The 25,457-nt window shown below is 46.7% G+C and carries 17 protein-coding genes; all 17 read right to left on the bottom strand.

From position 1 onward, the window contains the following. Positions 1–46 precede the first annotated feature (46 nt). The 17 genes from rpoD to ileS all read right to left on the bottom strand — a co-directional run bounded on the left by rpoD (position 47) and on the right by ileS (position 25,187). Entirely contained in the window at positions 47–1,405 is a 1,359-nt protein-coding gene (gene rpoD, locus SPD80_RS02635) for an RNA polymerase sigma factor RpoD (protein WP_320604136.1), read from the bottom strand. Positions 1,406–1,437: 32 nt separating this feature from the next. Next, a complete protein-coding gene (gene dnaG / locus SPD80_RS02630; protein WP_320828359.1) occupies positions 1,438–3,309 on the bottom strand; it encodes a DNA primase in 1,872 nt (623 codons plus the stop codon). Continuing rightward, on the bottom strand, positions 3,306–4,355 hold the full coding sequence (gene ribF / locus SPD80_RS02625) for a riboflavin biosynthesis protein RibF (RefSeq protein ID WP_320828358.1): 1,050 nt from the start codon (positions 4,353–4,355) through the stop codon (positions 3,306–3,308). Before ribF ends, dnaG begins: the two co-directional genes overlap by 4 nt. Next, the gene (truB, locus tag SPD80_RS02620) at positions 4,355–5,317 is read right to left on the bottom strand and encodes a tRNA pseudouridine(55) synthase TruB (RefSeq protein ID WP_320828356.1); all 963 of its coding nucleotides are present in this window, start codon (positions 5,315–5,317) and stop codon (positions 4,355–4,357) included. The genes ribF and truB overlap by 1 nt, the downstream gene beginning before the upstream one ends. Before the next feature lie 12 nt (positions 5,318–5,329). Further along, entirely contained in the window at positions 5,330–6,346 is a 1,017-nt protein-coding gene (locus tag SPD80_RS02615) for a bifunctional oligoribonuclease/PAP phosphatase NrnA (RefSeq protein ID WP_320828355.1), read from the bottom strand. Next, positions 6,346–6,762: a 30S ribosome-binding factor RbfA gene (rbfA, locus tag SPD80_RS02610; RefSeq protein WP_320605884.1), complete on the bottom strand. Its 417-nt coding sequence runs from the start codon at positions 6,760–6,762 to the stop codon at positions 6,346–6,348. Before rbfA ends, SPD80_RS02615 begins: the two co-directional genes overlap by 1 nt. A gap of 27 nt (positions 6,763–6,789) precedes the next feature. Further along, entirely contained in the window at positions 6,790–9,423 is a 2,634-nt protein-coding gene (infB, locus tag SPD80_RS02605; protein WP_320828353.1) for a translation initiation factor IF-2, read from the bottom strand. A gap of 48 nt (positions 9,424–9,471) precedes the next feature. After that, positions 9,472–10,737, bottom strand: a complete 1,266-nt coding sequence (gene nusA / locus SPD80_RS02600; protein WP_320828352.1) for a transcription termination factor NusA — start codon at positions 10,735–10,737, stop codon at positions 9,472–9,474. 12 nt (positions 10,738–10,749) lie between these two features. Continuing rightward, positions 10,750–11,250: a ribosome maturation factor RimP gene (rimP, locus tag SPD80_RS02595; RefSeq protein ID WP_320828350.1), complete on the bottom strand. Its 501-nt coding sequence runs from the start codon at positions 11,248–11,250 to the stop codon at positions 10,750–10,752. 174 nt (positions 11,251–11,424) lie between these two features. Next, on the bottom strand, positions 11,425–12,726 hold the full coding sequence (locus SPD80_RS02590) for a PASTA domain-containing protein (protein WP_320828349.1): 1,302 nt from the start codon (positions 12,724–12,726) through the stop codon (positions 11,425–11,427). Between the two features lie 40 nt (positions 12,727–12,766). Next, positions 12,767–15,361, bottom strand: a complete 2,595-nt coding sequence (gene leuS / locus SPD80_RS02585; RefSeq protein ID WP_320828348.1) for a leucine--tRNA ligase — start codon at positions 15,359–15,361, stop codon at positions 12,767–12,769. A 126-nt stretch (positions 15,362–15,487) separates the two neighbouring features. After that, complete coding sequence (locus tag SPD80_RS02580) at positions 15,488–17,659, bottom strand: bacterial Ig-like domain-containing protein (RefSeq protein ID WP_320828347.1); 2,172 nt, start codon at positions 17,657–17,659, stop codon at positions 15,488–15,490. Positions 17,660–17,860: 201 nt separating this feature from the next. Next, a complete protein-coding gene (locus SPD80_RS02575) occupies positions 17,861–19,378 on the bottom strand; it encodes an IMP dehydrogenase (protein WP_320604465.1) in 1,518 nt (505 codons plus the stop codon). A gap of 83 nt (positions 19,379–19,461) precedes the next feature. After that, complete coding sequence (locus SPD80_RS02570) at positions 19,462–20,805, bottom strand: glycosyltransferase family 2 protein (RefSeq protein ID WP_320604463.1); 1,344 nt, start codon at positions 20,803–20,805, stop codon at positions 19,462–19,464. Next, the gene (locus SPD80_RS02565; RefSeq protein WP_320828346.1) at positions 20,787–21,821 is read right to left on the bottom strand and encodes an RluA family pseudouridine synthase; all 1,035 of its coding nucleotides are present in this window, start codon (positions 21,819–21,821) and stop codon (positions 20,787–20,789) included. Before SPD80_RS02565 ends, SPD80_RS02570 begins: the two co-directional genes overlap by 19 nt. Continuing rightward, positions 21,821–22,384: a signal peptidase II gene (gene lspA / locus SPD80_RS02560; RefSeq protein ID WP_320604458.1), complete on the bottom strand. Its 564-nt coding sequence runs from the start codon at positions 22,382–22,384 to the stop codon at positions 21,821–21,823. Before lspA ends, SPD80_RS02565 begins: the two co-directional genes overlap by 1 nt. Further along, on the bottom strand, positions 22,377–25,187 hold the full coding sequence (ileS, locus tag SPD80_RS02555; RefSeq protein ID WP_320604456.1) for an isoleucine--tRNA ligase: 2,811 nt from the start codon (positions 25,185–25,187) through the stop codon (positions 22,377–22,379). Before ileS ends, lspA begins: the two co-directional genes overlap by 8 nt. Positions 25,188–25,457 lie beyond the last annotated feature (270 nt).

The following is a 25,457-nucleotide window of genomic DNA, read 5'->3' as shown; positions in this document are numbered from 1 at the left end:
AGCGAACTCATATCTGTGTGCAAGCATTATTTTAAAAAACTTGGAACTAATCTTCCATGTAGTCCTTAAGCTTACCTGACCTGGAAGGATGGCGTAACTTTGCTAAGGTCTTGGACTCAATTTGACGAATACGCTCACGCGTTACCCCAAACTCACGGCCCACTTCCTCAAGCGTACGCGGATGTCCGTCTTCCAAACCAAAGCGCAACTTAATAACCTTGCGCTCACGATCTGCAAGGCCATCAAGCACCTGATCAAGTTGCTCGTGCAACATAGAATCAGAAGCGGCATCAGGAGGAGCAATAGCTTGAGCATCCTCAATAAAGTCACCTAGTTGAGAATCCTCTTCCTCACCAATAGGCGTTTCCAAAGAAACAGGCTCTTGGCTAATCTTTTGAATCTCGCGGACACGATCTGCTGTCATACCCATTTCTTCAGCGATTTCTTCAGGAGTTGGGTCACGACCAAGATCTTGCAAAAGCTGACGCTGTACACGAACAAGCTTATTGATAGTTTCAACCATATGAACAGGAATGCGGATAGTACGAGCCTGATCTGCAATGGCACGCGTAATAGCTTGGCGAATCCACCACGTTGCATAGGTAGAAAACTTAAAACCCTTGGTATAGTCAAACTTCTCTACAGCGCGAATAAGACCAAGGTTGCCCTCCTGAATAAGATCTAAGAAAAGCATGCCACGACCAACATAACGTTTCGCAATAGAGACAACCAAACGAAGATTTGCACTAATCAAAGACTGTTTAGCCTCAAGACCAACCTGCTCAACTCGGGTAAGACGACGTGTTTGCGCACGAGTAAGCTCAATCTCGCCATTCTCGGCAGCTTCAAGTTTATCGGCAGCTTCACAACCTGCCTCAATCTTCATGGCAAGATGTACCTCTTCAGCAGCGGTAAGCAAATCAACCTTACCAATCTCCTTAAGATACATACGTACTGGATCCCCCGTAAGCAATACGGTAGAAGCATCAGACTTACCACGCTTTTTAGCACGAGTTGTGGTGCGCTTTTTTCCAGGCTTAGCACGAGAAACGCTGCGTAGCTCTTCATCTGCAATTTTGACTTCATCAAAATCAGGACGCTTGTCCTCATCATCTAAATCATCATCAAATACAGGAGCGTCATCATCGTCAGTATCACCCAGTACGTCCATCAAACTACTTGCAGCTTCAGAATCACCAGCAGTAGTTACTTCCACGCCACGGGCACGAACAGCATCATACAAATCAGAAAGCTCATCATCTTCAATATCGATATCACGTAAAGCAACCTGGATATCATCTTCTGTAATACTTCCACTCTTAGCAGAAGCATCTACAAGCTTTTGGGCAACTTGTGCCAGTTCCTCGGAAAGCTTGACGTCGGCTTTTTGCTTTTTAGCGGCCACAAAAGTCCTTTCGACGCACGGATTGTTCTATTCTACCCGTTATTTTCGGGAGATAACAGACTTGAAAGTGTTTTACTAAGCTCATTCACGTGTTGCTGTAATTGCGTGGCTTCACGAAAGAGCGCTTCTGTTTCTTCATTCATTTGCGCTCCACGTAACTGAGAGCGAATTTGTCTAATTTTGCGCTTGGATGAAAAATACTCAACCTGGTTCAGAAGAAAATCGAGCTTTTTGTCTTCATTTCCTGTCCACACATGCGACAGGCGACCTAACGATAAAATCTGGCGAGCATCAGCTACCACTGCCTCTGCTGCAGCCACAACTTGAGCTGGAGCCGTGTTCACAGGCGTTGCCAACATTGCCCATGCAATGGCTTCATGACGAGAATCTGCCCATGCAAACCCAGCAATTCTCATATCAAACGGACGGACCTTCTCGATATGTTCTGCCATATAAGAAAGCAACTCTTGCTCGATACTCATGTGGCGGCGGTCATCCAACGACAAGGCAGACGTATCCTCTACAGGATACGGTGCCTGTGCCGGTGACATCTCTTCTGTAATCGTACCTTCATCGTAAGGCTCATACTCATCTGGCGCCACGGTATACAAACTATCCCCAAGCGGCTTGGCCTGCAAAATACGCTGCTTGGCAGTATCGTAATTCATGTCTAATGCATCAGAAAGACGGGTGGCATAGCTATCCAACAAGACAGAGTTTTTAAGCGGAGAGAGCACTGCTGCAAGATCATCCAAAGCGCGCACACGCTGCCCCGGTACCGACAAATCATAGCTGGATAAGCGCTTATCAAATACAAAGTCAATCAAGGGACGCGAGCCATCAAGCTGCGCTTGCAATGCCTCTGCACCGTGAGTGGCTAAAAACTCTGCAGGATCTTGGTTGTTGGGTAATACCACACAGCGAATATCAGACTCTGTTTTATCGACAAATTGAACAGTGCGCTCTGCGGCTTTTTGACCAGCAGCGTCACCATCAAACATACAAATGATAGTCTTTGCAAACCGCGACAATGTCTTTACATGGTCTAGAGAAAACGATGTGCCAAGCGCGGCAACAGCATGAGAAAACCCTGCTTCATGCATGGCAATAACATCCGTGTAACCTTCGCAAACAATGGCTACACCACAAGACGTAATGGCTTGCTTTGCATAATCATAGGCAAACATGTGCTTACCTTTATGAAATACTGGAGTTTCACGCGTATTAAGGTATTTGGGCTTGGCATCACTCATAACGCGACCACCAAAACCAATGCAACGCCCAAGCTCATCATGAATAGGAAACATAACGCGATCATAAAACACATCTTGCAAACGACCATTACGCTGCACTGCAAGATTAGCCGCTTCCATCTCTGCTTTAGTAAAGCCTCTGCGCTGTAGATGCTGTACAAGGCTCCCATGCCCAGGGGCATAGCCAAGCATCCATTTTTTACAGATGGCAGAACCAAAGCCACGACCAGCAAAATAGTTTCGTGCTGCTTGGAAAGCGTCACCTCGTACGCGCATTAGCTGCGTATTGTAAAACTCTTGAGCAACTGTTAAACACTCAAGTAAACGATTACGCTTAGGACCATTGGAATGACCCATGCGTTCTTCTTTAAGCTCAATACCTGCACGATCTGCCAAAAACCTAATAGCATCGGGGAAATCTAGATGTTCTCGCTCACAAACATAATCAAAAACATCGCCACCCTTACCACAGCCAAAACAATGCCACAAGCCTGTAGAGGGAGTAATTTTAAACGATGGACTCTTTTCTTGGTGGAACGGACAGCAACCCCAGAGGTCACCACCGCGCGGTTTAAGCACCACTGTTTCTGAAACTAAGGCAGCAAAATCGGTAGCGTCACGTACCCGTTCCTTATCATTGTTGCCAATCACGAACTAACCTCCATAGGCACACTACCAATATTTGCTGCTACCCATTGGATATTCCCCACAACCGTTTTTTCCAACTCCTCAAGTGATGAGAATTTCCTAGACGGTCGTAAAAATGCAATGAACGCAACTTCAACTTCTTTACCGTAAAGGTCACCTTCAAAGCCCAAAAGGTGAGCTTCTAAAAAGTTTTGCTGTTTTGCTAAAAACGTTGGTGGAGCACCGACGTTGACCGCTGCTGGCCACGCATGATTCTTATAGCGCACAACGCATGCATACACACCTTGTCCAGGAAAACACCAGCTACCATCAGAACGGATATTAGCAGTTGGAAAACCAAACGAAGCTCCTTCTCCCCTGCCATGCTCTACCGTGCCCCGCACAAAATGCCAGCGACCAAGTAACTCATTTGCTACAGCAAGGTGTGTCTGTTTAAGCAAGCCACGAATACGCGTTGCAGTTACCGCGCCTGCTTGCGCTTCTACGAGCGGATGACCTATAACCGTAAATCCATTTTCTTTACCCAACTGCCCGAGCAGCTCAACAGTACCTTGAGCCTGGGAACCCAAGGCAAAATCAACTCCTACATGCAAAGAAGCCATGTGTCCAAAACGCTCCAGCACAGTTAAACAGAACGTCTGATAGCTCGTTTGCATAAGCTTGGGTGTAAAGGTTAGAACTACCACAGCATCAACACCTGCAGCTGCAAGAGCACGAATGCGATCTGGCACAGCAAGCAACATAGTTTGCTGTGCAGCATCTACAAGTGCAGATGGATCAGGGTCAAACGTTACCGCTACAGCCAAGGTATTATGAGCATGCGCATAGGAACAAGCGTCATGCACTAAAGCCTGATGACCCACGTGCATGCCATCAAATGCCCCAATAATATATGAGCGAGAAATGCCTGGGGTGTCCCATGCATTGGTATAGACATACACCTGTGCCTGCTCAGAGGTAGTCACGCTAAGCGGGGCAGGACCACCAAGTATCAAGGCGTGCTGCGTTAATTGAGTACAGGTAGCAGCATCCAAAGGATAGGCTTGCATTACAGCTGCACTCCTTCTATACCATCAGGAAAATTAGCAACGCAAACAAGCTTAGTACCCCTACGCTCCCACACACCAACAAGTTTATTGTTATAAAGTAAACTCACGTGTTGATGCTCCGCTATGCGCTCGTTTTGCAAGCTGCTGCCTAACCAGATTTTGCGACCACAACGCACATCTTCCATTTCTGCATCTTGCAACGTGCGCACAGGATACCCAAGCGCAATAAGAGGATTAAGCCAACTCTGCTGTAATGCGGCTTTACGCACCTCTTCTGTAAGTTCTTGCAAAGACTGAATATCCTCAAGCTGAGCACACGAATCTATGGAAACACTGCCACTTTGCGTACGACGCAAACTACAGATATGTGCAACAGTACCAAGGCTTAAGCCCACATCGCGAGCAATACTGCGAATGTAGGTACCCTTAGAAGCAAGGATATCTACATCCCAAATCAAAGGCTGTGTGGAGCGTATACCCACAAGCGAAGCCTCATGAATCGTAATATGACGCGCAGCCAGCTCCACCTTCTTGCCACTACGTGCCAAATCATATGCGCGCATGCCATTAATAGAGATAGCGCTATAGGCAGGAGGAACTTGCTCATGTTCCCCCACAAGCTGAGCCATAACTTGTGTAGCAAAACATGCATCAGACAGGCGTTCAGGAACCTGGGCAGTTGCAATAACCTCACCTGCGGCATCATCCGTAGATGTCTGCGTACCAAAACAGATACCTGCTTGATAGCGTTTGCTTTCTGCAGAAAGCAAACCCATAAGGCGAGTACCTTGGCCAACGCCCACAACGAGCACGCCAGATGCGTCAGGATCAAGCGTTCCGGCATGACCAATACGACGCTCATGCAAAGCACGACGCAGTTTGTATACTACGTCGTGACTTGTCATACCCAAGGGTTTATCGATTGCTATAAGTGCATGCAACCCTGATGAAGAACGCTTCACCTAAACAAACCTCTACTCATCCTCAAGCAAGGCCTGAAGCATGGGAAGTGCTTCTGCCAAGACCTCTTCGATAGTGCCGGTATACGTAAAGCCTGCTGCTACACGGTGACCGCCACCGCCCAGCTTGCTTGCCACCTGCGAAACATCAAGCTCAGATTTAGAACGCAAGTTGCCACGTACCGTATGTGCATCTGCCTGCTTTACAAATAATGCAAGTTGAGAGCCTGCTACACTACGAACAATATCGATAAGACCTTCGCTCTCTTCAGGCAAAGCGCCATTGGTAGCAAAGTCTTCTTGTGTAGCGTAACTATATGCAATGCGACCATTGGCATACGTTTGAATACGCCCCATAACCACAGACGCAAGATGTAAATATTCCAACCTAAAGCTCTGGTACACGTTAAGCGAGATAAGCGCTGGATTTGCACCCGCATCTACCAGTAGGCTTGCAATCTCAAACGCTTCAGAATCTGCGTTTTGATATTGAAAACTACCGGTATCGGTCACAATTGCGGTAAGCAAACAAGTTGCAATGTCAGGAGTAAGCGCCAACTTACGATTAAGAGCAAACTCTGTAATCAAAACACCTGTTGCTGCCACTTCAGGGCGAGACAAACAGACATCACCCAAAGCTTCCTCACTCGGATGATGATCAATGGTTACACGTTTAGCAGCACGTTCATAGAGCTTTTGTGCATGGTTAAGACGTGATGGATGAGGTAAGTCAATCATGAAGAATAAATCGGGTGTACCCGTATACTGACAAGCAGGCACAAAGCGATCTGACTGAGGCAAGAACTTGTAAATCGAAGGGATAGGTTCATCATCAGCCAGCAGATTAACAACCTCTTTACCAGGCCATACACGCTCAATAAGCATAGCCAAGCCCAAACCAGAACCCAATGCATCACCATCGGGTCTGGTATGAGCACAAATAACAATAGTCTGTGCATCACTGATAAGCTCGGTGATAGCTTCAAACTTTTTTGGCTGTACAGAAAAAGATTCTGTGTAGTGAGGTGCCACTACTCATCTCCTTCATCAGCGGACGCATCAGCAGTATTCACAAGAGGATAACCCTGATCGTCCTTCTCGATAGCCAATGTGGGAGGCACTTGCTCCAAAGCGCGAGCAATACGGTCAGCCTCATCCGTGGTCTTATCGATAGTAAACGTAATTTCTGGTGTAACGCGCCAACCCAAGCTACGACCCAGCAAAGAGCGAATACGGCCTTTTGCACGGGTAAACGCTGCAAGCGTCCTGTCATAGGAATCGGGCTCGCAAGTTACATATACACGCATAAATGAACGGTCAACCGAGACCTCTACGCCCGTGATAGTTACGAGCGTAAGGTCAGGGTCAGAAATCTCGAACATCAGAATGCTTGCAAGCTTTTCTCGCGCCAACTCATTGGTGCGCCTTGAGCTTTGATTCTGCTTCATAGTTGCTCCTTAACGGTGCAGCTCATACTACTCAGTACGAGCAACCTGAACGATCTTATAACCCTCAATAAGATCGCCAGGGTGGATATCCTGGTAATTCTCAAGACCAATACCGCACTCGAAGCCAGACTTAACACTCTTAACGTCATCCTTGAAGCGACGCAGTGAAGCAATCTTGCCATCAAAGACTACAATGCCATCGCGTACCAAGCGTACTTGGTCATCGCGCGCAATCTCGCCTTCAATAATCATGCAGCCTGCAGCAATACCAACCTTGGGAACCTTGAAGGTGTCGCGAACCTCGGCGGTACCGGTCTGAACCTCTTGCTCGGTAGGCTTGAGCATACCAATGCGGGCAGCATCAATATCTTCAATCGCCTTATAGATAACACTATAAGAACGAATCTCGACACCCTGACGCTCTGCGGCAGCACGTGCCTTTGCCTCAGGACGAACACCAAAGCCAATAATAATGGCGTTGGATGCATCTGCCAAAACAACATCGGTCTCGGTAATAGCGCCAACAGCGGAGTGAATGGTGTTAATACGAACCTCAGACTGATCCATCTTATCCAGAGAATCCTGAAGAGCCTCAATAGAACCCTGAACATCTGCCTTGATAATAAGGTTAAGTTCCTTGACCTCAGCATCTGCCATGGTATCAAAGAGGTTTTCCAGCGTAACATGCTTAACGCGATTTTGCTCTTCAATACGAGCCTTGAGGGCACGCTGATCTGCCAAATCACGAGCATCACGCTCATCCGAGAATACACGGAACTCGTCACCAGCCATAGGAACGCTTTGTAGACCCAAAATCTCTACTGCATCAGAAGGCCCGGCTTCTGCAACGGTATTGCCCTTGGAATCAACCATAGCGCGAACACGACCAAAGGACATGCCAGCAACCAAAGCATCGCCGACACGAAGCGTACCACGCGTAACAAGAACAGTAGCAACAGAGCCACGGCCACGATCAAGCTTAGCCTCAAGAACATTACCAGAAGCAAAGGTAGATGGATTGCCCTTAAGCTCCAAAACATCTGCCTCAAGTAGGATGGACTCAAGAAGATCGTCAATGCCAATCTTTTGCTTAGCAGAAATGTCTACAAACATGTTAGAGCCACCCCATTCCTCGGGGATGACGCCGTATTCAGTGAGCTCCTGACGCACACGGGTGGGGTCTGCACCGGGTTTATCGACCTTATTTACCGCAACAATAATGGGTACATCTGCTGCTTTAGCGTGGTTAATGGACTCAATAGTCTGAGGCATAACACCATCATCTGCTGCAACAATCAAAATAACAATATCGGTAACACGAGCACCGCGAGCGCGCATGGCAGTAAAGGTCTCATGACCAGGAGTATCAATAAAGGTAATGGTGCGATCCTTAATCGTAACCTGCGATGCACCAATTGCCTGTGTGATACCGCCAGCCTCACCAGCAGCAACGCCCGTGTGACGAATAGCATCCAAAAGCGATGTCTTACCATGATCTACATGACCCATAACCGTAACTACGGGAGGCCTGGGCTGCAAGTGCTTAGGGTCATCATAGAAGGTAAAGGAGTTCTCCTCTTCCTTAGACATGACCTTTACGTCAGCGCCTAAGTCATCTGCTACCAGCTCAATGAGTTCATCGGTCATGGACTGAGTCATGGTAAGGGGTGTGCCAAGCAAGAACAAGCGCTTAATAATGTCATTAGCAGGTACACCAAGAAGATCTGCCAGCTCAGCTACGGTAGAACCTTGAGGAACTTTAACGGTATCTAACTGGGAAAGATCTTGGTCATTTGCAAGCGCCTGCTCAATACGTGCCTGTTCCGCAGCCTCTTCAGCCTGCTTCTGGCGGCGCTCTTTGCGCTTCTTACGACGACCCGTAGACTCTTTGCTTGCCTCTTCAACAGCAGCGCGAGCCTCGGCTAATACATGATCTCGATTGTACTCTTCTGCCTCACGAGCCATGCGTGTATAGCGATCCTCTTCCTGCTCGTGACGAGGCTTACGGCTGCGACCACGCTTAGAATTACTAGACTCTGCCTCAGCCTTTGCCTGAGCACCTGCTACATCTTCAGGAGTGGTATCCACGGCAGCGGCCTTGCGACGATTGTTGCGACGACCACCCTCCTTCTTTGCAGCGCGCTCCTTCTTGGTAGGCGGCTCTTCTGTCTTTTGTTGCTCGAGCACTTTTTGCTGCGCAGCAATTTGATCTAATAAGCTCGTCATAGAAGGGATGGCTTTGGGAGCAGTATCCTTCACGCGCATCTTTTCCGCTTCTTCGGCTGCCTTACGCTCTGCCTCAGCTTTCTCGGCAGCAAGACGCTCTTTTTCTGCCTTTTCGGCAGCGCGACGCTTTTCTTCCTCGGCACGCTCGGCAGCGCGACGCTGTTCTGCGGCAATGCGCTCCTCTTCTGCCTTGGCCTTTGCAACAGCTTCTTCCTCAGCCTTCGCCGCAGCCTCAGCAGCCTTTGCAGCCTCAATCTCTGCCGCTCGTGCTTCCATAATGGGAGCAAGCTTTTTGCGCACCATGGACAGGTATGCATCTTCCAAGGAAGACGAAGCCGAAGAAGCAGGAATCTTCATTTCCTTGAGATGTCCCAGCATCTCTTTACTGGTCATGCCATACTCTTTGGCAAGGTCATGTACTCGAATCTTAGCCATGGACTCTACCTCCCTAACATCTTAAAAACCTACAGGACAAAGCCCAGACTAAATCAGAGAATCTGGATCGTCGGAAACCTCAACATCATCCATCGAAGCCATGCGCTCATGAACGCCGCAAAAACGAGAGCCCGGACGAGCCATATTACGACACTGAATACCAGATGGAGAGACATATTCACAACGATGTTCTTCATCTACCTCATCGAGAAGATCGTCTGTCTGAGGAGCAGCCTGTGCAGGCATGCCAGCAAGTAAGTTTGCTGCCAAAGACTCATTCTTAATATCAATATGCAAGCCAGTAAGGCGAGCGGCCAAACGAGCATTCTGACCTTCCTTACCAATTGCCAAAGACAGCTGATCGTCAGGAACAATAACGGTTGCATAGTTAGTCTCTGGATCTACTACCACGCGGCTCACCTTTGCAGGAGACAAAGCGTTTGCCACACACTTGGCAGGATCATCACTCCACAAGACTACATCTACGCGCTCGCCATGAAGCTCACCTACAACCGCACGAACACGGCTACCCTTAGGTCCAACACAAGCACCTACGGGATCGAGATGCTCGTCTGCAGAGTACACAGCAATCTTAGAACGAGCACCGGGCTCACGTGCAATAGAACGAATCTCTACGATTCCATCGTAGATTTCAGGAACTTCAGCTTCAAACAGACGACGAATCAAATCAGGGTGCGTACGGCTTACCACAATGGAAGGACGTACATGCTCACCGCGCACAGGGGCTGCGCTATTGGATGGGTCACGAACATCTACAATGATAGCCTTCAGGCGCTGATTGTGAACATAGCGCTCTCCTGCAGGACGCTCATTGCGCTCTTCAGGATTGCGACGCACATCAAAATACGGAAGCTCTGCCTCTACACCCTCACGAATCTTTACGATAGTAAAGTCATTGGTAATTTGCAAAACAGTACAGTTAATAATGTCACCAATGCGCTCAGAAAACTCTTCGTATATTTGCTGGCGAGCAGCATTGCGAACAATGTTGTTAATCTCAATCTTTGCATGTTGGGCAGCAATACGGCTGGTATCCTCGGGAGTGACATCTACCTCGTCAAACTCGGTATACAGACCAGTCTCATCATCCCAAGATTCCTCACGGGGAACCAGCTTATATACGTAAATCTTGCCAGTTGCACGATCAATGGTTACCTTTGCACCATCAATCAGATGCATGACGTCGGCATAACTCTTTGCCAAGGATTGCTCTAAGCGGTCCAACAAATACAGTTGGTCGATGTGCTTCTCTTGACAAAGCGTCATCAATGCTTCCATCATTTCTGATGCCATATTCTCCCCTAACTACTTTTTCTTTGATGAAGAAGACGTAAAATCAAAATCAGGCTTAATCGTGCAACGGTTAATATCTTCTAAGGCAAACTCGTAACGCTCACCATCGCACAGTATTACCACGTTTTCATGTTCCATACCTATGAGCTCACCGGTAAAACGACGGCGACCTTCATGGGCATTGGTGCTGAGCGCTACCGTAGCGCCAGCAAAACGCGTAAAGTCCTTGGCGCGACGCAAAGGACGAGAAAGACCTGGAGAAGAAACCTCAAGGGTAAAGCTCGTGGAAAACGGATCAATCTGATCGATACAATCCCCAATCCAACCCGTATGAGCTGCTACATCATCCAAAGTGATGGACTCTGCTTTTGGATCAAGATGATCAATGCGCACACGAATAGTTGGATTTTTGGTAGCACCCACAACCTCTACATCTACGATATCAATATTGTTTTGCTCTCCTGCCTGCTCCAAAACCTCAATAATACGTGCAACAATTGCCTCGTTAGCCATAGCGCCCTCCTTCCTGTGTACATACAAGAAGGAAGCGGGGCCCAAACGAGCACCCCACTTCCTTAAGAGTCAAACTTCATTCTTGTATAAATATACCTATCTACAGAGGTTTTATCAAGCGTAACAGCCAATACCAGCAATCAACACGAGTCCTACAAGGAAACAACAAGCGTGCTAGCTTACGGTATACGATGGTACATCCGCTTGTGGGTCATTAAAACTCGTAAGCTTTCCTTCTTTGGTAAAGTTCAGCGTTACCGTGTGGGTATCTGTAGACGTAACGCCTGAGTATTCCCCACCTAATGCAGACCAATCCCAGCGCACCGTAACCGAAGCGCTTACGTGGCCTTTCTCGTCACCAACAAGACTGTCAACACTAAGCAATGTACGAGGTAGCATGCCTAATTTTTGATCAACGCCTGCAGGAAGAGATTTACCATTTTTTACAAGCGCATAGTATACGTCCCTATTGGAAGCATGGGCAGCCGAGCTGCCACCAATGGTCACAGAGCTATCTACATACTGTTTGATAACGCCACCACAAGCGTATCCATCAGATGCAGGACTTCCACTATACACAGCTGTTACGACTGCTTTGGCGTTGTCCTCAATTTTTTTGATATAGCTTTGTGTAACAGAAATGGTAACTACTGCATCTTTTTCTACCGCTGTACCAACTTCAGGATCTACTGCTACAACCACGCCTTCTTTTTGGTCTGCCGTAGCAGCCACATACACAACCTTGGCCTTAAGCTGTGCCATAGTGAGTGCATTAGTAGCATCTGCCTCTGATTTATTTAGAATGTCAGGTACCGTACGTTTTTTAGATACTTCAACCTTAATTTTGTTTTTTGACGAAGCCTTATTACCAGCTGCTATGTTTGCAGAAAGTACAATGTTCTCGTCTCCATCAGCTATGACTTCTACAAATTCATACGTAAGACCGGCTTCATCTAACAGCTTTTGAGCATCATCTTTAGATTTACCAATAATATCTGGCATGACGCGTGCTTTAGAAATAACTAGTGTGATGGCGGTACCAGGAGCAAGTCGAGCGTTGGAGTCGGGGTTCATACTCAAGACAAAGCCTGGCTCTCCATCATCAAACTCTTCCGTTACTTCTACCTTAAAGCCCTTTTGTTCCAATGCTGCTTGCGCTCGCTCAAGGCGCCATCCAACAACATTATTGGGCGAAACACCACCACACGCCTGCAGATGCCACAGCATAAAGCAGATAATAACAAGAGCTAGCAAAAAGATACCAATGCCAAATGCTTTGCCGTGACCATCCCAAGGATGACGCACGTGCTCAATAGTTGCAGAACCACGTAAAAGCTTTTTGCGCTCTGCTGCACGTTTTGCTCCTTCTACCACACCAGGAGCATCAGAAAGATTTGCAAGACTATGACCACACTCAGGACATCTAACAGGGAGTATGCCATCTCCAAGATCATGAGAACAATTTGGACACAGCATACTTCCTCCCTTACCTACCTACTACGAAATAATGAACTTATTATTTTGCTACAAAGTTTACGAGCTTGTTAGGCACAACGATTACCTTAACAATCTGCTTACCCTCAAGCAAATTGGAAACCGCCTCATGAGCCTGCTGCTGCATCTGCTCTTTAGTAGCGTCAGTGGGAACATCAATACGAGCACGTACCTTGCCCATAATCTGAACGACAATCTCTTGAGTTGCAGCGATGGCCTGCTCTTCGTCAAACTCAGGCCATACCTCATCATATACCGAGGTACTAAAGCCAAATGCTTCATGATAGAGCTCCTCTGCCCAATGAGGACAAATGGGAGCCAACATGGCAACAATGTCACGAGCAACTCGTGCACACAAAGCAGCATTACGATTCTGAGGAGTAGCTTGGGTATCTACCAAGTATTTACTTGCCGCATTTACCAACTCCATGACAGCAGAAATAGCAGTATTAAACTGACCGCGGTCATAGTCGTGTGTACAGCGAATACCAAGTTCATGCAAGGCGCGGTTGAGTTCTGCAGATTTTTTATCCAGCTTATCCAACTCTATCGTTGCATTAAAGTCTGCAGACTGGGTAAGCCCCCAAACCACACGCCAAGCACGCTTGATAAAGCGATTGGCGCCACCAACGGCCTCTTCATCCCAGTCAAAGTCCTTCTCGGGAGGCGCAATAAACAAAATGGCAAGACGCATGGTATCTGCACCGTATGGCTCGATAACACTTGAAGGAGGAACAACATTGCCCTTTGACTTAGACATGGTGGCACCATGAGCATCTTTAACCATGCCTTGCGTCAACAGGTTGGTAAAGGGCTCATCTACGTCTATCATTCCCAAGTCACGTGCAACCTTGGTCCAAAAGCGAGAATACAGCAAGTGCAAAATGGCATGCTCGATACCACCAATGTAGTTATCTACGGGCATCCAATGGTTTGCCTTCTTGCGATTGTAAGGTAATTCATTGTTATGCGGGTCGGTATAGCGCATAAAATACCAGCTTGAACACGTAAAGGTGTCCATGGTATCTGTAATGCGTTTGGCGGGCTTACCACATACAGGGCAGGTAGTTGTATAAAACTCTTCATTTTGTGCCAGTGTTTCTCCGGCACCCAAATCCAGGTTTTGAGGAAGCAATACAGGAAGATCTTGCTCGGGGACAGGCACATCACCACAGTCATCGCAATGAATCATAGGAATAGGATTGCCCCAATAACGCTGACGAGAAATAAGCCAATCACGCAGGCGGAACTGAACCTTAGCACGACCACAGCCAGCGTCCTCAAGCCACTTTGTAATAGCATCTATCGCTTCTGAGTGTTTGCCACCCTTCAGACCAGTAAACTCGCCAGACTGAATGAGGTACCCTTCAGCAGCCATAGCGCTATCCCAGTCTACAGAAGTTACTCGCAGGTCTTTCTCATCCTTGAGCTGCTCATACAAAGGGTCATCTTTGGTGCAAATAATAGGCGCAATTTCCAGACCATACTTCTTGGCAAAGTCAAAGTCACGCTGATCTCCGCACGGAACACCCATAACAGCACCTGTGCCGTAATCCAGCAATACATAGTTAGCAATCCAAATGGGCACAGGACGACCGTTAATGGGATTAATACCATAACGACCAGTAAAGACGCCGCTTTTCTCTAGATTAGAACCTTGACGATCTACACTAGAAATCTTCTCGGTTGCCGCTTTAAGCTCACGATAAGCAGCTTCATAGTGCGTACCAACAACCAGCTGAGCAGCTAACTCGCTTTCTGGAGGAAGCACAATAAAACTTACGCCAAAGATAGTATCTGCACGAGTGGTGAAGACGGTAATTTTTTGATTGGTAGGAGATGTGCCATCCTCATCTGCCAGGATAAAGTCAATCTCTGCACCTTCAGAGCGACCAATCCAGTTGCGCTGTTGGGCTTTTACGTTCTCTGGCCAACCCTCAAGCTTGTCTAAATCATCCAAGAGCTCTTGCGCATAGTCTGTAATCTTGAGATACCACTGAGAAAGATTGCGTTTCTCGGGAATGGACCCACACCGCCAGCACTTACCATCTACAACCTGCTCATTTGCAAGAACGGTTTTGCAGTTAGGACACCAGTTTACCGGGCTGGTAGCACGATATGCCAAGCCCTTTTCCCACATCTTAATAAACATCCACTGACCCCAGCGATAGTACTCAGGATCACAGGTATTAAACAAGCGGTCATAATCATACGAGAAGCCCATGCGGTGCATAGTCTCTACAGCCTGAGCAATGTTTTGATAGGTCCACTGGGCTGCCTGGGTATTATGCTTAATCGCAGCGTTTTCTGCAGGAAGGCCAAACGCGTCAAAGCCAATGGGGTGCAACACATCATAGCCACGCATATGAGCCTGACGAGCCATAGCGTCACCAATGGAATAGTTGCGCGCATGACCCATGTGCAAATCGCCCGAAGGGTAGGGAAACATCTCAAGCACATATTTCTTAGGACGGTCTGATTCATCAGAAGCTTTGAAGGTCTTTTTGTCTTCCCATATCCTTTGCCATTTAGCTTCAATTTCTTTGGCGTCATACCAAGGAATGTTTGAATTTTTCTCGTCTGTAGTGCTAGCGTCTGCCACGTGGACTCCCCTCATGTTAGTTAGACAGCTATAAAGTTTAACCCAGTTTGAAATAAATAAAAACGACACCTCAGAGCTTTGAGGTGTCGTTACGCAATTGTTACGAAAACTTTCAAATACTACTAAGAAACTCTCAGTCCTTTACTGGTGTTTCTTAAACTTACGAGCCATCGCCAGAATTGCTGCTCCCAAAGCCCCTATACCAAGCACAGCCGCAACACTTGCTGCATCACCCGTCTTGGGCAACACACTTACTTTAGGCTGAGCTTGAGCCGTGTTTTGAGGCGAAACCTTTGCCGAAGCATTTAGAGTTATTGCGGGGGCTGAAGGATTTGCTGGCTGCGTAGGTGCCTGTGGAATCTTAGGAGCTGGTGGGGCTTCCTTAACCGTAAGCTTTGCAGTCTTGGTTGTCGTAGCACCGTTCTTATCCACCAAGCGGAATGTAAGAACGTACTCTCCTACCTGAGCAGTGTCAAATCCACTAGGTTTGATGATTTGAACACTTGATTTAAGGTCCCCATCTTCTTGATCTGTTGCGGTGACTATTAAAGAAGTAAGGTCAAGCGTATCACCCTTGGTAATAGTCGTATCCTGAACCTCAAGTACGGGAGCGGTATTGAGTGTAGCCATCTTGGGGTTAACGGTTACAAGAGCCTTCTTGGTAACGGAGGCACCCAGCTTATCCGTTACCTTAAAAGTAACGGTATACCTGCCAACTACATCATTTTTAAAGCCACCATCATCAACAACCTTAACCTCAGAGCTCAGGTCCTTGTTCTCATAATCCATCGCAGATGTTACGAGCGACAGCAATTCGAGCTTCTCGCCCTGTTGTATGGTCTTATTTTGCACGTTAAGCGTAGGTGCGGCAGACATGACCTTAGGCAAGACGAGCGCGTTGAGCTTAAGCTTAAGATTGTTAGTGGTACGTGCAACAAAACCATCGGAAAACTTAGTGGTATTGTCTGCATCAACACTCAGGTAGCGTTCCTGCTCTGCGTATTTCTCATCAGGCAAGACAGTAAACTTAATCTCAGCAACACCATTGGGGAAATCTGCCTTAGCATACGAAACGGTCAATTGCTTGGTAGCAGGGTCATATACATCACTCAGAGGAAGTGTTTTCTTTACTTCTCCAAGAGAGTTCACTAAAGAAATCGTATTACCAAGTTTGAGCTCGTCAGTGCGAGCCGAGCCATCGGCATTGGTGTGCTTGAGCGACAGTTTAGTAGTGCCCTCAGTAAATGAGTCCTTAAACTTAGTAACAACATCAACCCGAGCGCTTATCGTAATGTTGTCGCGATTGTCATTGCGCGTATTACCCTGAGCATCTGCCTGTTTCGTATCATTAAAAGCACTCAGCTGTGATCCGGTACGCTCAAAAAGACGAACTATATAATCAAAGGTAGCGCTCTCTCCGGGATTGAGCGTTACTGGTTTCCACTTCATCCAAATACCTGTGTCTCCACGACCTTCCACTTTAGCGTCTGGAGCATAATTTTTGCTTTCATCACCAGGAGCTAGCAGGTTATTTGATGGAAAGAACGGAATGTTCATACTGTTCTCAAAACCATCTTTCAAAGGATGACGATACAGACCGTTATACCAATTTCTGAAATTATGAGGCGCATGAGGTGTTGTGAAATCGTACACAAGCCTGTAGTTATCGTTCTCAATATATAAGCCTTTATTCTGGCCATACATGCGCACGGGCACGCTATCATTACCCGCAAGATCAGTATCCACACTCTTCATATAAACAAACTTCAATGGTTTATCGCCAGTATTTTTTATAGTGACACTATGCATAATGCCACTGGCGCCACTAGGATACTGCTCTGCCGTGAACTCAACTTTTCCGTAATTAGGAATTTCTTTTTCTACAACACCCTTAATGCGATTTACACTACCATCCGCCTTACGGGTAACAAAAAGTCTTCCACCAAATCCTGGAGAGGAGAAAATATCATAATTTGTACCAGAATCATCCTTCATGAGTCCGAGCAAAAAATTAGAGCTAGAACTATTAGCACCCCAGATATGGTCAATTACCCAGTTGTTACTAATAAGATATACATTAGGTTTAGAAAGTTGAATCTGAACCGAAGGTATTGTTCCCATTCGCAAGGTCTCCGAAGACCCGAAACCATAATTGAGACTGTCAGAACCAGCAGGGATAGTACCTCTGGGACCCGTAGTAACCTCGGTATATTCCTCTTGAGCTAAAATAACCGTAGGGATAGCACATGACAATGTTGTCGCCATCATCACACAAAGCGCCGTCACAAGCCTGACTTTACATTTTAAATTCAAGATATACTCCTGTTACACAATTCTTCACTCTTTTCTAGAATAAAAATGGTACCAAAGGAGTATCAATATGCCTGAAGCTGCATAACAATGTGATAAAGCTGTATAAAAACCCAAATGCACATTATTGTGCATTTGGGTTTAACAGGTAAAATCTATTTTACCTGGTTACAGGTTACATAGATAAGAGACAGCGGTTACAGCTTATGAGCGGAAGTTATTCTCGGAAGGACTATCCTTAAGCACAACGTCATGTGCGCCACCTTCTACCAAAGAGGTTGCAGAAACAAGCGTAATCTTGGCTTTCTCACGAAGTTCAGGTAAATCAAGAGCACCACAATTACACATGGTAGAACGCACCTTAGTAAGAGAGCCTTCCACGTTGTCCTTTAAAGGACCTGCATACGGTACATAAGAATCAACACCCTCAACAAAAGAGAGTTGCTTTTTAGCGCCACCCAAGTCGTAACGTGCCCAGTTGCGAGCACGGGCAGAGCCCTCACCCCAGTACTCCTTCATATAGGAACCATTGACGTTCACACGACGTGTTGGAGACTCATCAAAACGAGCAAAGTAACGACCAAGCATCAAGAAGTCTGCACCCATAGCAAGGGCAAGGGTCATATGATAGTCATACACAATGCCACCATCAGAGCAAACAGGAACGTAAACACCGGTCTCTTCATAATACTCATCACGAGCGCGGCATACATCAATCAGAGCAGAAGCCTGACCGCGACCGATGCCCTTCTGTTCACGCGTAATGCAGATAGATCCGCCGCCAATACCAACCTTAATAAAATCAGCGCCACAATCTGCTAGATAACGGAAACCTTCTGCATCTACAACGTTACCAGCGCCAACCTTTACAGAATCACCGTAGTGCTCACGAATCCAATCCAAGGTGAGCTTTTGCCACTCCGAGAAGCCCTCGGAGGAATCAATGCACAACACATCTGCACCAGCCTCTACCAAAAGAGGTACGCGCTCAGCGTAGTCACGAGTATTGATACCAGCACCAACGATATAGCGCTTATGCTCATCCAAGAGCTCTTCAGGACGCGCCTTATGAGAATCGTAATCCTTGCGGAACACCAAAGAACACAAATTGCCGTTTTTATCGACAATAGGAAGCGTGTTGACCTTGTTATCCCAGATGATGTCATTGCATACCTTAAGCGAAACGCTTGGGTCTGCCGTTACGCATTCGGAAGCAGGTGTCATAAACTCGCTTACCAAAAGATTACGATCATCACGAGAAACTCGATAATCACGACTGGTTACAATGCCGCAGAACTTACCAAAGGGTAAGCCATCCTCAGTAACAGGCATGGTGGTATGACCAGTGGTATCACGAATATCCAATACATCCTGGAGCGTCATGCTGGGAGTAAGTGTGGAATCAGAAATAACGAAGCCAGCCTTATATGACTTAACTTCGCGCACCATAGAGGCTTCATCCTCGGGAGTTTGAGAGCCATAAATAAAAGAAATACCACCCTGCTGTGCCAAAGCAATAGCAAGACGAGGACCAGAGACGGCCTGCATAATGGCAGAAACCATGGGGATATTCATGGTAATAGCCGATTGCTCACCGCGCTTGAATTTAACAAGCGGCGTCTTCAAAGAGACGTTAGCAGGAACATTTTGCGATGAGGAATAACCAGGAACCAACAGATACTCGGAGAATGTATGGGACTCCCCCTCGAAAAACGTTGCCATATGAGCTGCTCCTCCTTTGTTTTTTGGCGACCTGAAAGCCACCCGTTTTACTATTTGAACGATTGTAGCGCACTCAATCGCATTTATGACTGAGGTGAGCTGGGAAACCCTGACTCAACGTTGGTATTCACAACGTCGTCAAACGAAACAGCAATCGTATGCTTTGTGGGAACCCATTCAACCTTTTTAAACAAAGCTGCAACCGTAATGGGAATATATGTCATCATAAATAAGGGGAAAGTAAAGAGGTTGGTAATAATCTTTAGTTTATTGTTGCAATGAATATGCTTATATTCCGTAATGGTAGTCAAAACACCCAAAAGGAAAAACACACTATACATAGAGGTAAACGTCATAACTAACGAGCCAGATGCCATGGCAATCTCATTAGACTTTGCCAAAAAACCGCTCGATAAATTACCAACTATTAAATACGTGGCATTCACAAAGAATGAAAGAAGCGTCAAAATCATGCCCGGGGCAATGGTCATCATCATGTCATACGCGCTAAACTTGCGAGCGCCAATGCCGCGCAACAAGTCTTTCCAATACGAGAAAAACACCTGATAAAAGCCTTTGGTCCAGCGCATACGCTGCACCCAAGATGCTTTAAAGGTAGTGGGTTGCTCGTCAAAAAACTCTGCAGGCGCATAACCAATACAAATATCATTTGCAGCACAAAAGGTAGAAAACTGAATATCTTCCGTCAGGGTATGGAAATCCCATCCATGCATACCTCGAATGATTTTCTCGGACACCATCCACCCAGAACCAGAAACTGCACAACTGGTATGGCTTTGCATGCGTGCATTGTTTAAGAACTTACCTTCGCGCAAATACCAAGTAGCATAGCCGGCAGAAATCCAATTGGAATCAAAGTTTTTGGAATTGCGATAGCTGGTAGAAACCAAATAGCCCATGTCAAAGACTTGATTCATGATGCTTACGTAATCAGGCGAGGCAATGTTGTCTGCATCAAAAATAAAGAAAGCCTCAAACTCATCACCATATTCATTCAAAATACGGTTAAAACCATAATCCATAACCCAGCTCTTGCCCTTGCGCGCTAGGTCATTGCGCTCATACACCACAGCGCCTGCCTCACGCGCAACGCGCGCAGTGTCATCCGTGCAAGCATCTGCTACCACGAATGTCTCGATAAGTTCTGCAGGATAGTTTTGGTTCTTGATAGAGCGTACAAGATTGCCAATCACTTCCTCCTCATTATGAGCTGCAATAAAGAACGCATACTTGTGCTGCTTTTGAGCGGGCGGAAGCTTTACATCACCCTTAATAAGCACACGAATAATGAAAAAGAACTGGTACAAATAGGCAAAGGTGTAAAACAAGAACAAAATGCCATTAAACAACACAATGGGCGTAATGGCCATGTGGTTAAACTCGTACACTACTCTATCCAATCGCATGTAAAGAGCTGCTCGATGATTTTCTCGCCAGCTGTGGTTTTACCGAGTGAACGATCTTGTATTGATTGTAAGGTAGTTGCTAAATCACAAGGTAAGCAATCGCCCATCTCTATGGTCTCTCCCGAAACAGGATGAGAAAACATAATATGCCATGAATGCAAAAATTGCCTGGTGAGATTGAGGTTTCTTTGCAAACTGCCCTTACCATACAGCTGGTCTCCCACCACCTGATGACCAATATGGCGCATATGTACACGGATTTGGTGCGTGCGACCGGTATACAGGTGACATTCTAATAACGAATATCCCTCATCCTTGGGACCAGCTTCAAAACGATCAAGCGTACGAAACGTAGTAATGGCCTCACGCGCCAAAGGATTATCAGACACGGTCATAGATAAGCGATTGCGCGCCGAACGAGCAATGCCCGTCTCGATAGTACCCTGATCTGCAGAAACATACCCTTGTACCAATACTACATAACGGCGATCCAAAGTGCGCAAACGAATCAAATCTTGTAGACACTTTTGCGTATGGTCATCCTTAGCAGCAACCATAAGACCTGACGTATCCATATCTAAGCGATGGACAATACCAGGACGATCATCCCCTTGCAGCAAACCCAAATGGTTGTAGCCACAATGGGCAACCAACGCATTAGCAAGCGTGTCATCCACATGACCAGGACTGGGATGACAGACCAAACCAGCTTGTTTGGAAAGCACCATAAGGTACTCGTCCTCAAAGCGAATGTCTAAATCAATGTAAGGATTAGGGCGCAAAACGCCCTCTTTTTGCTCATCTGGTACCTCATAGATGACACAAATACGGTCACCGAGCATGACACGTTCAGATTTATTTTGAGCAATAGTGCCGTTAATGGTTACCGCGCCAGCTTCTATAAGCTTGACACAGGCAGATCGCGAAGCAAAGTTTCCTGCTTGGGCAATATATGCATCCAAACGCTGGCCGGCAGTTGCTGGATCTACAAGAAAATCAAGCATCTGACTGGCCATTATGCCTGCCCTTGATCAGGAGAATCTTTTTGATTAGAAGTGGAGTCTTCAACAGAGGAAGCGTTGGCATCTAATCTGGCAGCATCAAAGTGATGCACCAATAAAAACGTTCCGATAATTCCGCAGGTAATAGCAATGTCTGCCACGTTAAAAATAGGAAAATCGATAAACTCTGTAGCAAGAAAATCTGTAACTGCGCCAGCAACCACACGGTCAATGAGGTTGCCAACACCGCCACCACACACAATGCCCAGCCCTATCACAATGCTTGCGGGCAGTTGTTTATCACACACCACCCATATATAAGCTGCTACCACAATAACAAGCGCAAAGATAACAAAGAGCCATGATGAACCTTCGCCAATACTAAACGCAGCACCTTTGTTTTGTACAAGTACCAAACGTATAACGCCTGGCAACAATGGTTGAGGACCAGACGCAAGATAATGGCGCATGTATGCTTTACTAAATTGATCAAACGCAACAACCGCACAGGCCACTGTTGTCATAACAAACAGTTTGGCCCATACGGAAAGCGTAAATGTTTTTGCTAACTTACTCATCCAGTGAAGCTACTGCATCATGACAGCGTGAGCACAAACCGTCATCACCCAACTGACGCCAGTTCCAGCAGCGTGGGCACTTCTCGCCCTGTGCAGGAAGCACCTCACAGACAAGCTCATTACCCACATGAAGGCAAACATCAGAGCAAACAAAGGATTCTGCCAAATCAATCTTGTGAGCAACAATAAGATCATACAAATCTTGCGGTAAAGAAAGCTCGGCACGAGTAGCCTGCGTGGTCTTCTCGGTAATAACACCAGCAGCCAAAGCAGCGTCATACGCGCGAGTATAACTTGCACGTGCTGCAGACACTGCAACATATACAGGCAGATACTCACGATACTGCCCCTCGCTCAGAGGTGCTTCAAACCAGTCGAGCAATGCTGCATGAGTCTGGCCATCACGCAAAGACTCTGGCATAAAGTCCATGACTTCATCGGTGGTATATACCAAGATGGGCTGGAAATCATGGACGAGCATACTTACTATATATGACCAGGTAGTAAGGGCACTTCTACGCTCAAAAGAGTCCTTGCCACCGCAATAAGTACGGTCCTTAGTTGCATTGAGATAATCATTGGAAAGCTCGGTAATGATGTAGTCATACAGCGTACGGTAGACCACATTAAAGCGGTAGCTTTCATACGCCTGCGACACAATCTGGTGTACTTCACACATACGAGCTAAAGCGATTTTATCGTTAGGAAGCAACTCATCCAGTGCAATGCCATCAGAGGCAAGGTCAAACTGACCCTCAAGCTCGCCAAGCAAGAAGCGGATGGTGTTGCGAATTTTACGATATGCGTCACCTACATGGGACAAAATATCGGTATCACAAGCTACATCAGTAGAGGTATCTACCGAGGCAACCCACAGACGCAATACATCGGCACCCTGTGTATCACACACCTTGTTGGGATCAATAACGTTACCTAAGGATTTAGACATCTTGCGGCCATTACCATCCAAGGTAAAGCCCTGAGATACAACTGCCTTATATGGGGCCACACCATAAGCGCCTACTGAGGTGATAAGCGAACTCATGAACCACCCACGGTGTTGGTCAGAACCTTCTAAATACATATCTGCTGGGAACTGTAGATTGTCACGATGCTTGCAAACTGCAGTGTGACTTACGCCAGAATCCCACCATACATCCAAAATATCAGCATTGGGCTTAAGGTGATGCCCCCCGCACTGGGGGCATACATTTGCCTCACCCAAGTAGCTTGCAGGATCATCCGTAAACCAAGCATCAGAGCCCTTTTTGCGGAACAAATCGATAACACGATCTAATGTTGCATCAGTAATGACGGTCTCACCACAATCCGCGCAGGTATATGCAGGAATAGGCACACCCCAGTTACGCTGACGAGAAATGCACCAATCTGGACGGCCTTCTACCATAGAGCCAATGCGGTTACGAGAGTGCTCGGGATAAAACGTGACACGGGATAATTCATCCGTAGCTTGAGCACGCAGGCCCGTTTTATCCATAGAGACAAACCATTGATCTGTTGCACGGAAAATGACAGGATTTTTACAACGCCAGCAATGGGGATAGCTGTGAGAAATATCTTCATGCATGATAAGAAGACCATGCTCGTCCAACCACGCAATGATAGCGGGATTAGCCTCATTAACTTCCATACCGCTGAAGGGACCGCCACTTCCGAGTCCTTCACCTTTATAGAAATATCCATCATCATCTACGGGCATGACAATTTGAATATCAAAGCGCTGACCGGCATTGTAGTCATCCACACCATGACCAGGAGCGGAGTGTACAACGCCCGTACCATCATCAAGCGTTACATAATCTGCATAGATAAACTTACCTCGTACGCCCTGATCGCCAAAGATGGGCTGCTTATACTCATTGCCTGCAAGCTCAACGCCATTGCGAGACCACAAGGTACCGTCCTCATTACGAATCAATTCGTAGTTGGTATAGCCAAAGCGTTCCACATTCTTTTGAACTAATGCCTCTGCCATAAGCTCAATACGGTCTTCAACCTTAATGGCAACGTAGCTGGCCTCTGGATGAAGAATAACAGCCATATCGGCAGGCATGGTCCAAGGGGTGGTGGTCCAAATGTCTACCCAAATAGCGCCGGCATACGCCTCAAGACCCTCGGGTACGGTAGTGAGTTCAAAACGTACAAAGATGGCAGGCGATACTTCATCACTGTACTCAATCTCTGCCTCAGAAAGTGCCGTATGACAATGCGTGCACCAATGCACAGGTTTACTACCGCGATAAACAGCACCATTATCAAAGACGGCTTTAAAGATTTCTATATCGGTAGCATCATAATCATGGACGTAAGTCAGATAGGGATTGTCCCATTCGCCCAAGACACCTAAACGTTTAAAGCCTTGACGCTGTGTATCTACTTGCTCTACCGCCATTTTGCGACAAAGCTCACGGATTTTCTCTACAGGCAGCTCATTGAACTTAGCAGTACCAAGCATTTCTTCAACTTTATGCTCAATGGGCTGACCATGGCAATCCCAACCAGGAACATAAGGGGTTTGATAGCCGCGCATGGACCAATAGCGATTAATAATGTCCTTGGAAATCTTGTTTTGAGCATGACCAAGGTGAATGGGACCATTTGCATAAGGAGGGCCATCATGCAGGACAAACTTTTTGTGCCCTTCATTCTTTTTGAGCATTTGCTCATAAACACCCTCTTCATCCCAAGCACGACGGCGCTCAGGCTCACGAGAAGCCAAGCTTGCACGCATAGGAAAACCAGTGTTTGGAAGATTCATTGTCTTCTTATACTCGTTTGCCACTCAAGTACCCCTTTTCGTACCGCGTAAAAGAAGAACCTGCCATACACTCAGGTTCTTCTTGGATGCATGTATGTAAATCGTTATGATAGCACGCCTATATGGTAAACAGTCAGGTTGTGAATAATACGTTGGGGATTCATGAATATATTTTGTCCATCGTACGCCTACCTAACCCTGCGCATACTAAGACGCGCATGGCCATACAATCCCGTACAATCAAAACAGGCACGCAACGAGTTGACACATACCACCTATCAGTTGTTTTGTAAC

This window comes from Atopobium sp. (genome assembly GCF_034113385.1).
Taxonomy (GTDB): Bacteria; Actinomycetota; Coriobacteriia; order Coriobacteriales; family Atopobiaceae; genus Atopobium.
The sequence above is the reverse complement of the archived record's forward strand: the minus strand, read 5'-3'. Positions and strand labels throughout refer to the sequence as shown.

Bases quoted from the DNA above. Each gene is read 5' to 3' on its own strand.
- ribF (WP_320828358.1), bottom strand. From the start codon at position 4,355: ATGCAAGCCTATCCTTTGGATGCTGCTACCTGTACTCAATTAACGCAG.
- rbfA (WP_320605884.1), bottom strand. From the start codon at position 6,762: ATGAAGCAGAATCAAAGCTCAAGGCGCACCAATGAGTTGGCGCGAGAA.
- infB (WP_320828353.1), bottom strand. From the start codon at position 9,423: ATGGCTAAGATTCGAGTACATGACCTTGCCAAAGAGTATGGCATGACC.
- nusA (WP_320828352.1), bottom strand. From the start codon at position 10,737: ATGGCATCAGAAATGATGGAAGCATTGATGACGCTTTGTCAAGAGAAG.
- rimP (WP_320828350.1), bottom strand. From the start codon at position 11,250: ATGGCTAACGAGGCAATTGTTGCACGTATTATTGAGGTTTTGGAGCAG.
- SPD80_RS02590 (WP_320828349.1), bottom strand. From the start codon at position 12,726: ATGCTGTGTCCAAATTGTTCTCATGATCTTGGAGATGGCATACTCCCT.
- leuS (WP_320828348.1), bottom strand. From the start codon at position 15,361: ATGAGGGGAGTCCACGTGGCAGACGCTAGCACTACAGACGAGAAAAAT.
- SPD80_RS02575 (WP_320604465.1), bottom strand. From the start codon at position 19,378: ATGGCAACGTTTTTCGAGGGGGAGTCCCATACATTCTCCGAGTATCTG.
- SPD80_RS02570 (WP_320604463.1), bottom strand. From the start codon at position 20,805: ATGCGATTGGATAGAGTAGTGTACGAGTTTAACCACATGGCCATTACG.
- SPD80_RS02565 (WP_320828346.1), bottom strand. From the start codon at position 21,821: ATGGCCAGTCAGATGCTTGATTTTCTTGTAGATCCAGCAACTGCCGGC.
- lspA (WP_320604458.1), bottom strand. From the start codon at position 22,384: ATGAGTAAGTTAGCAAAAACATTTACGCTTTCCGTATGGGCCAAACTG.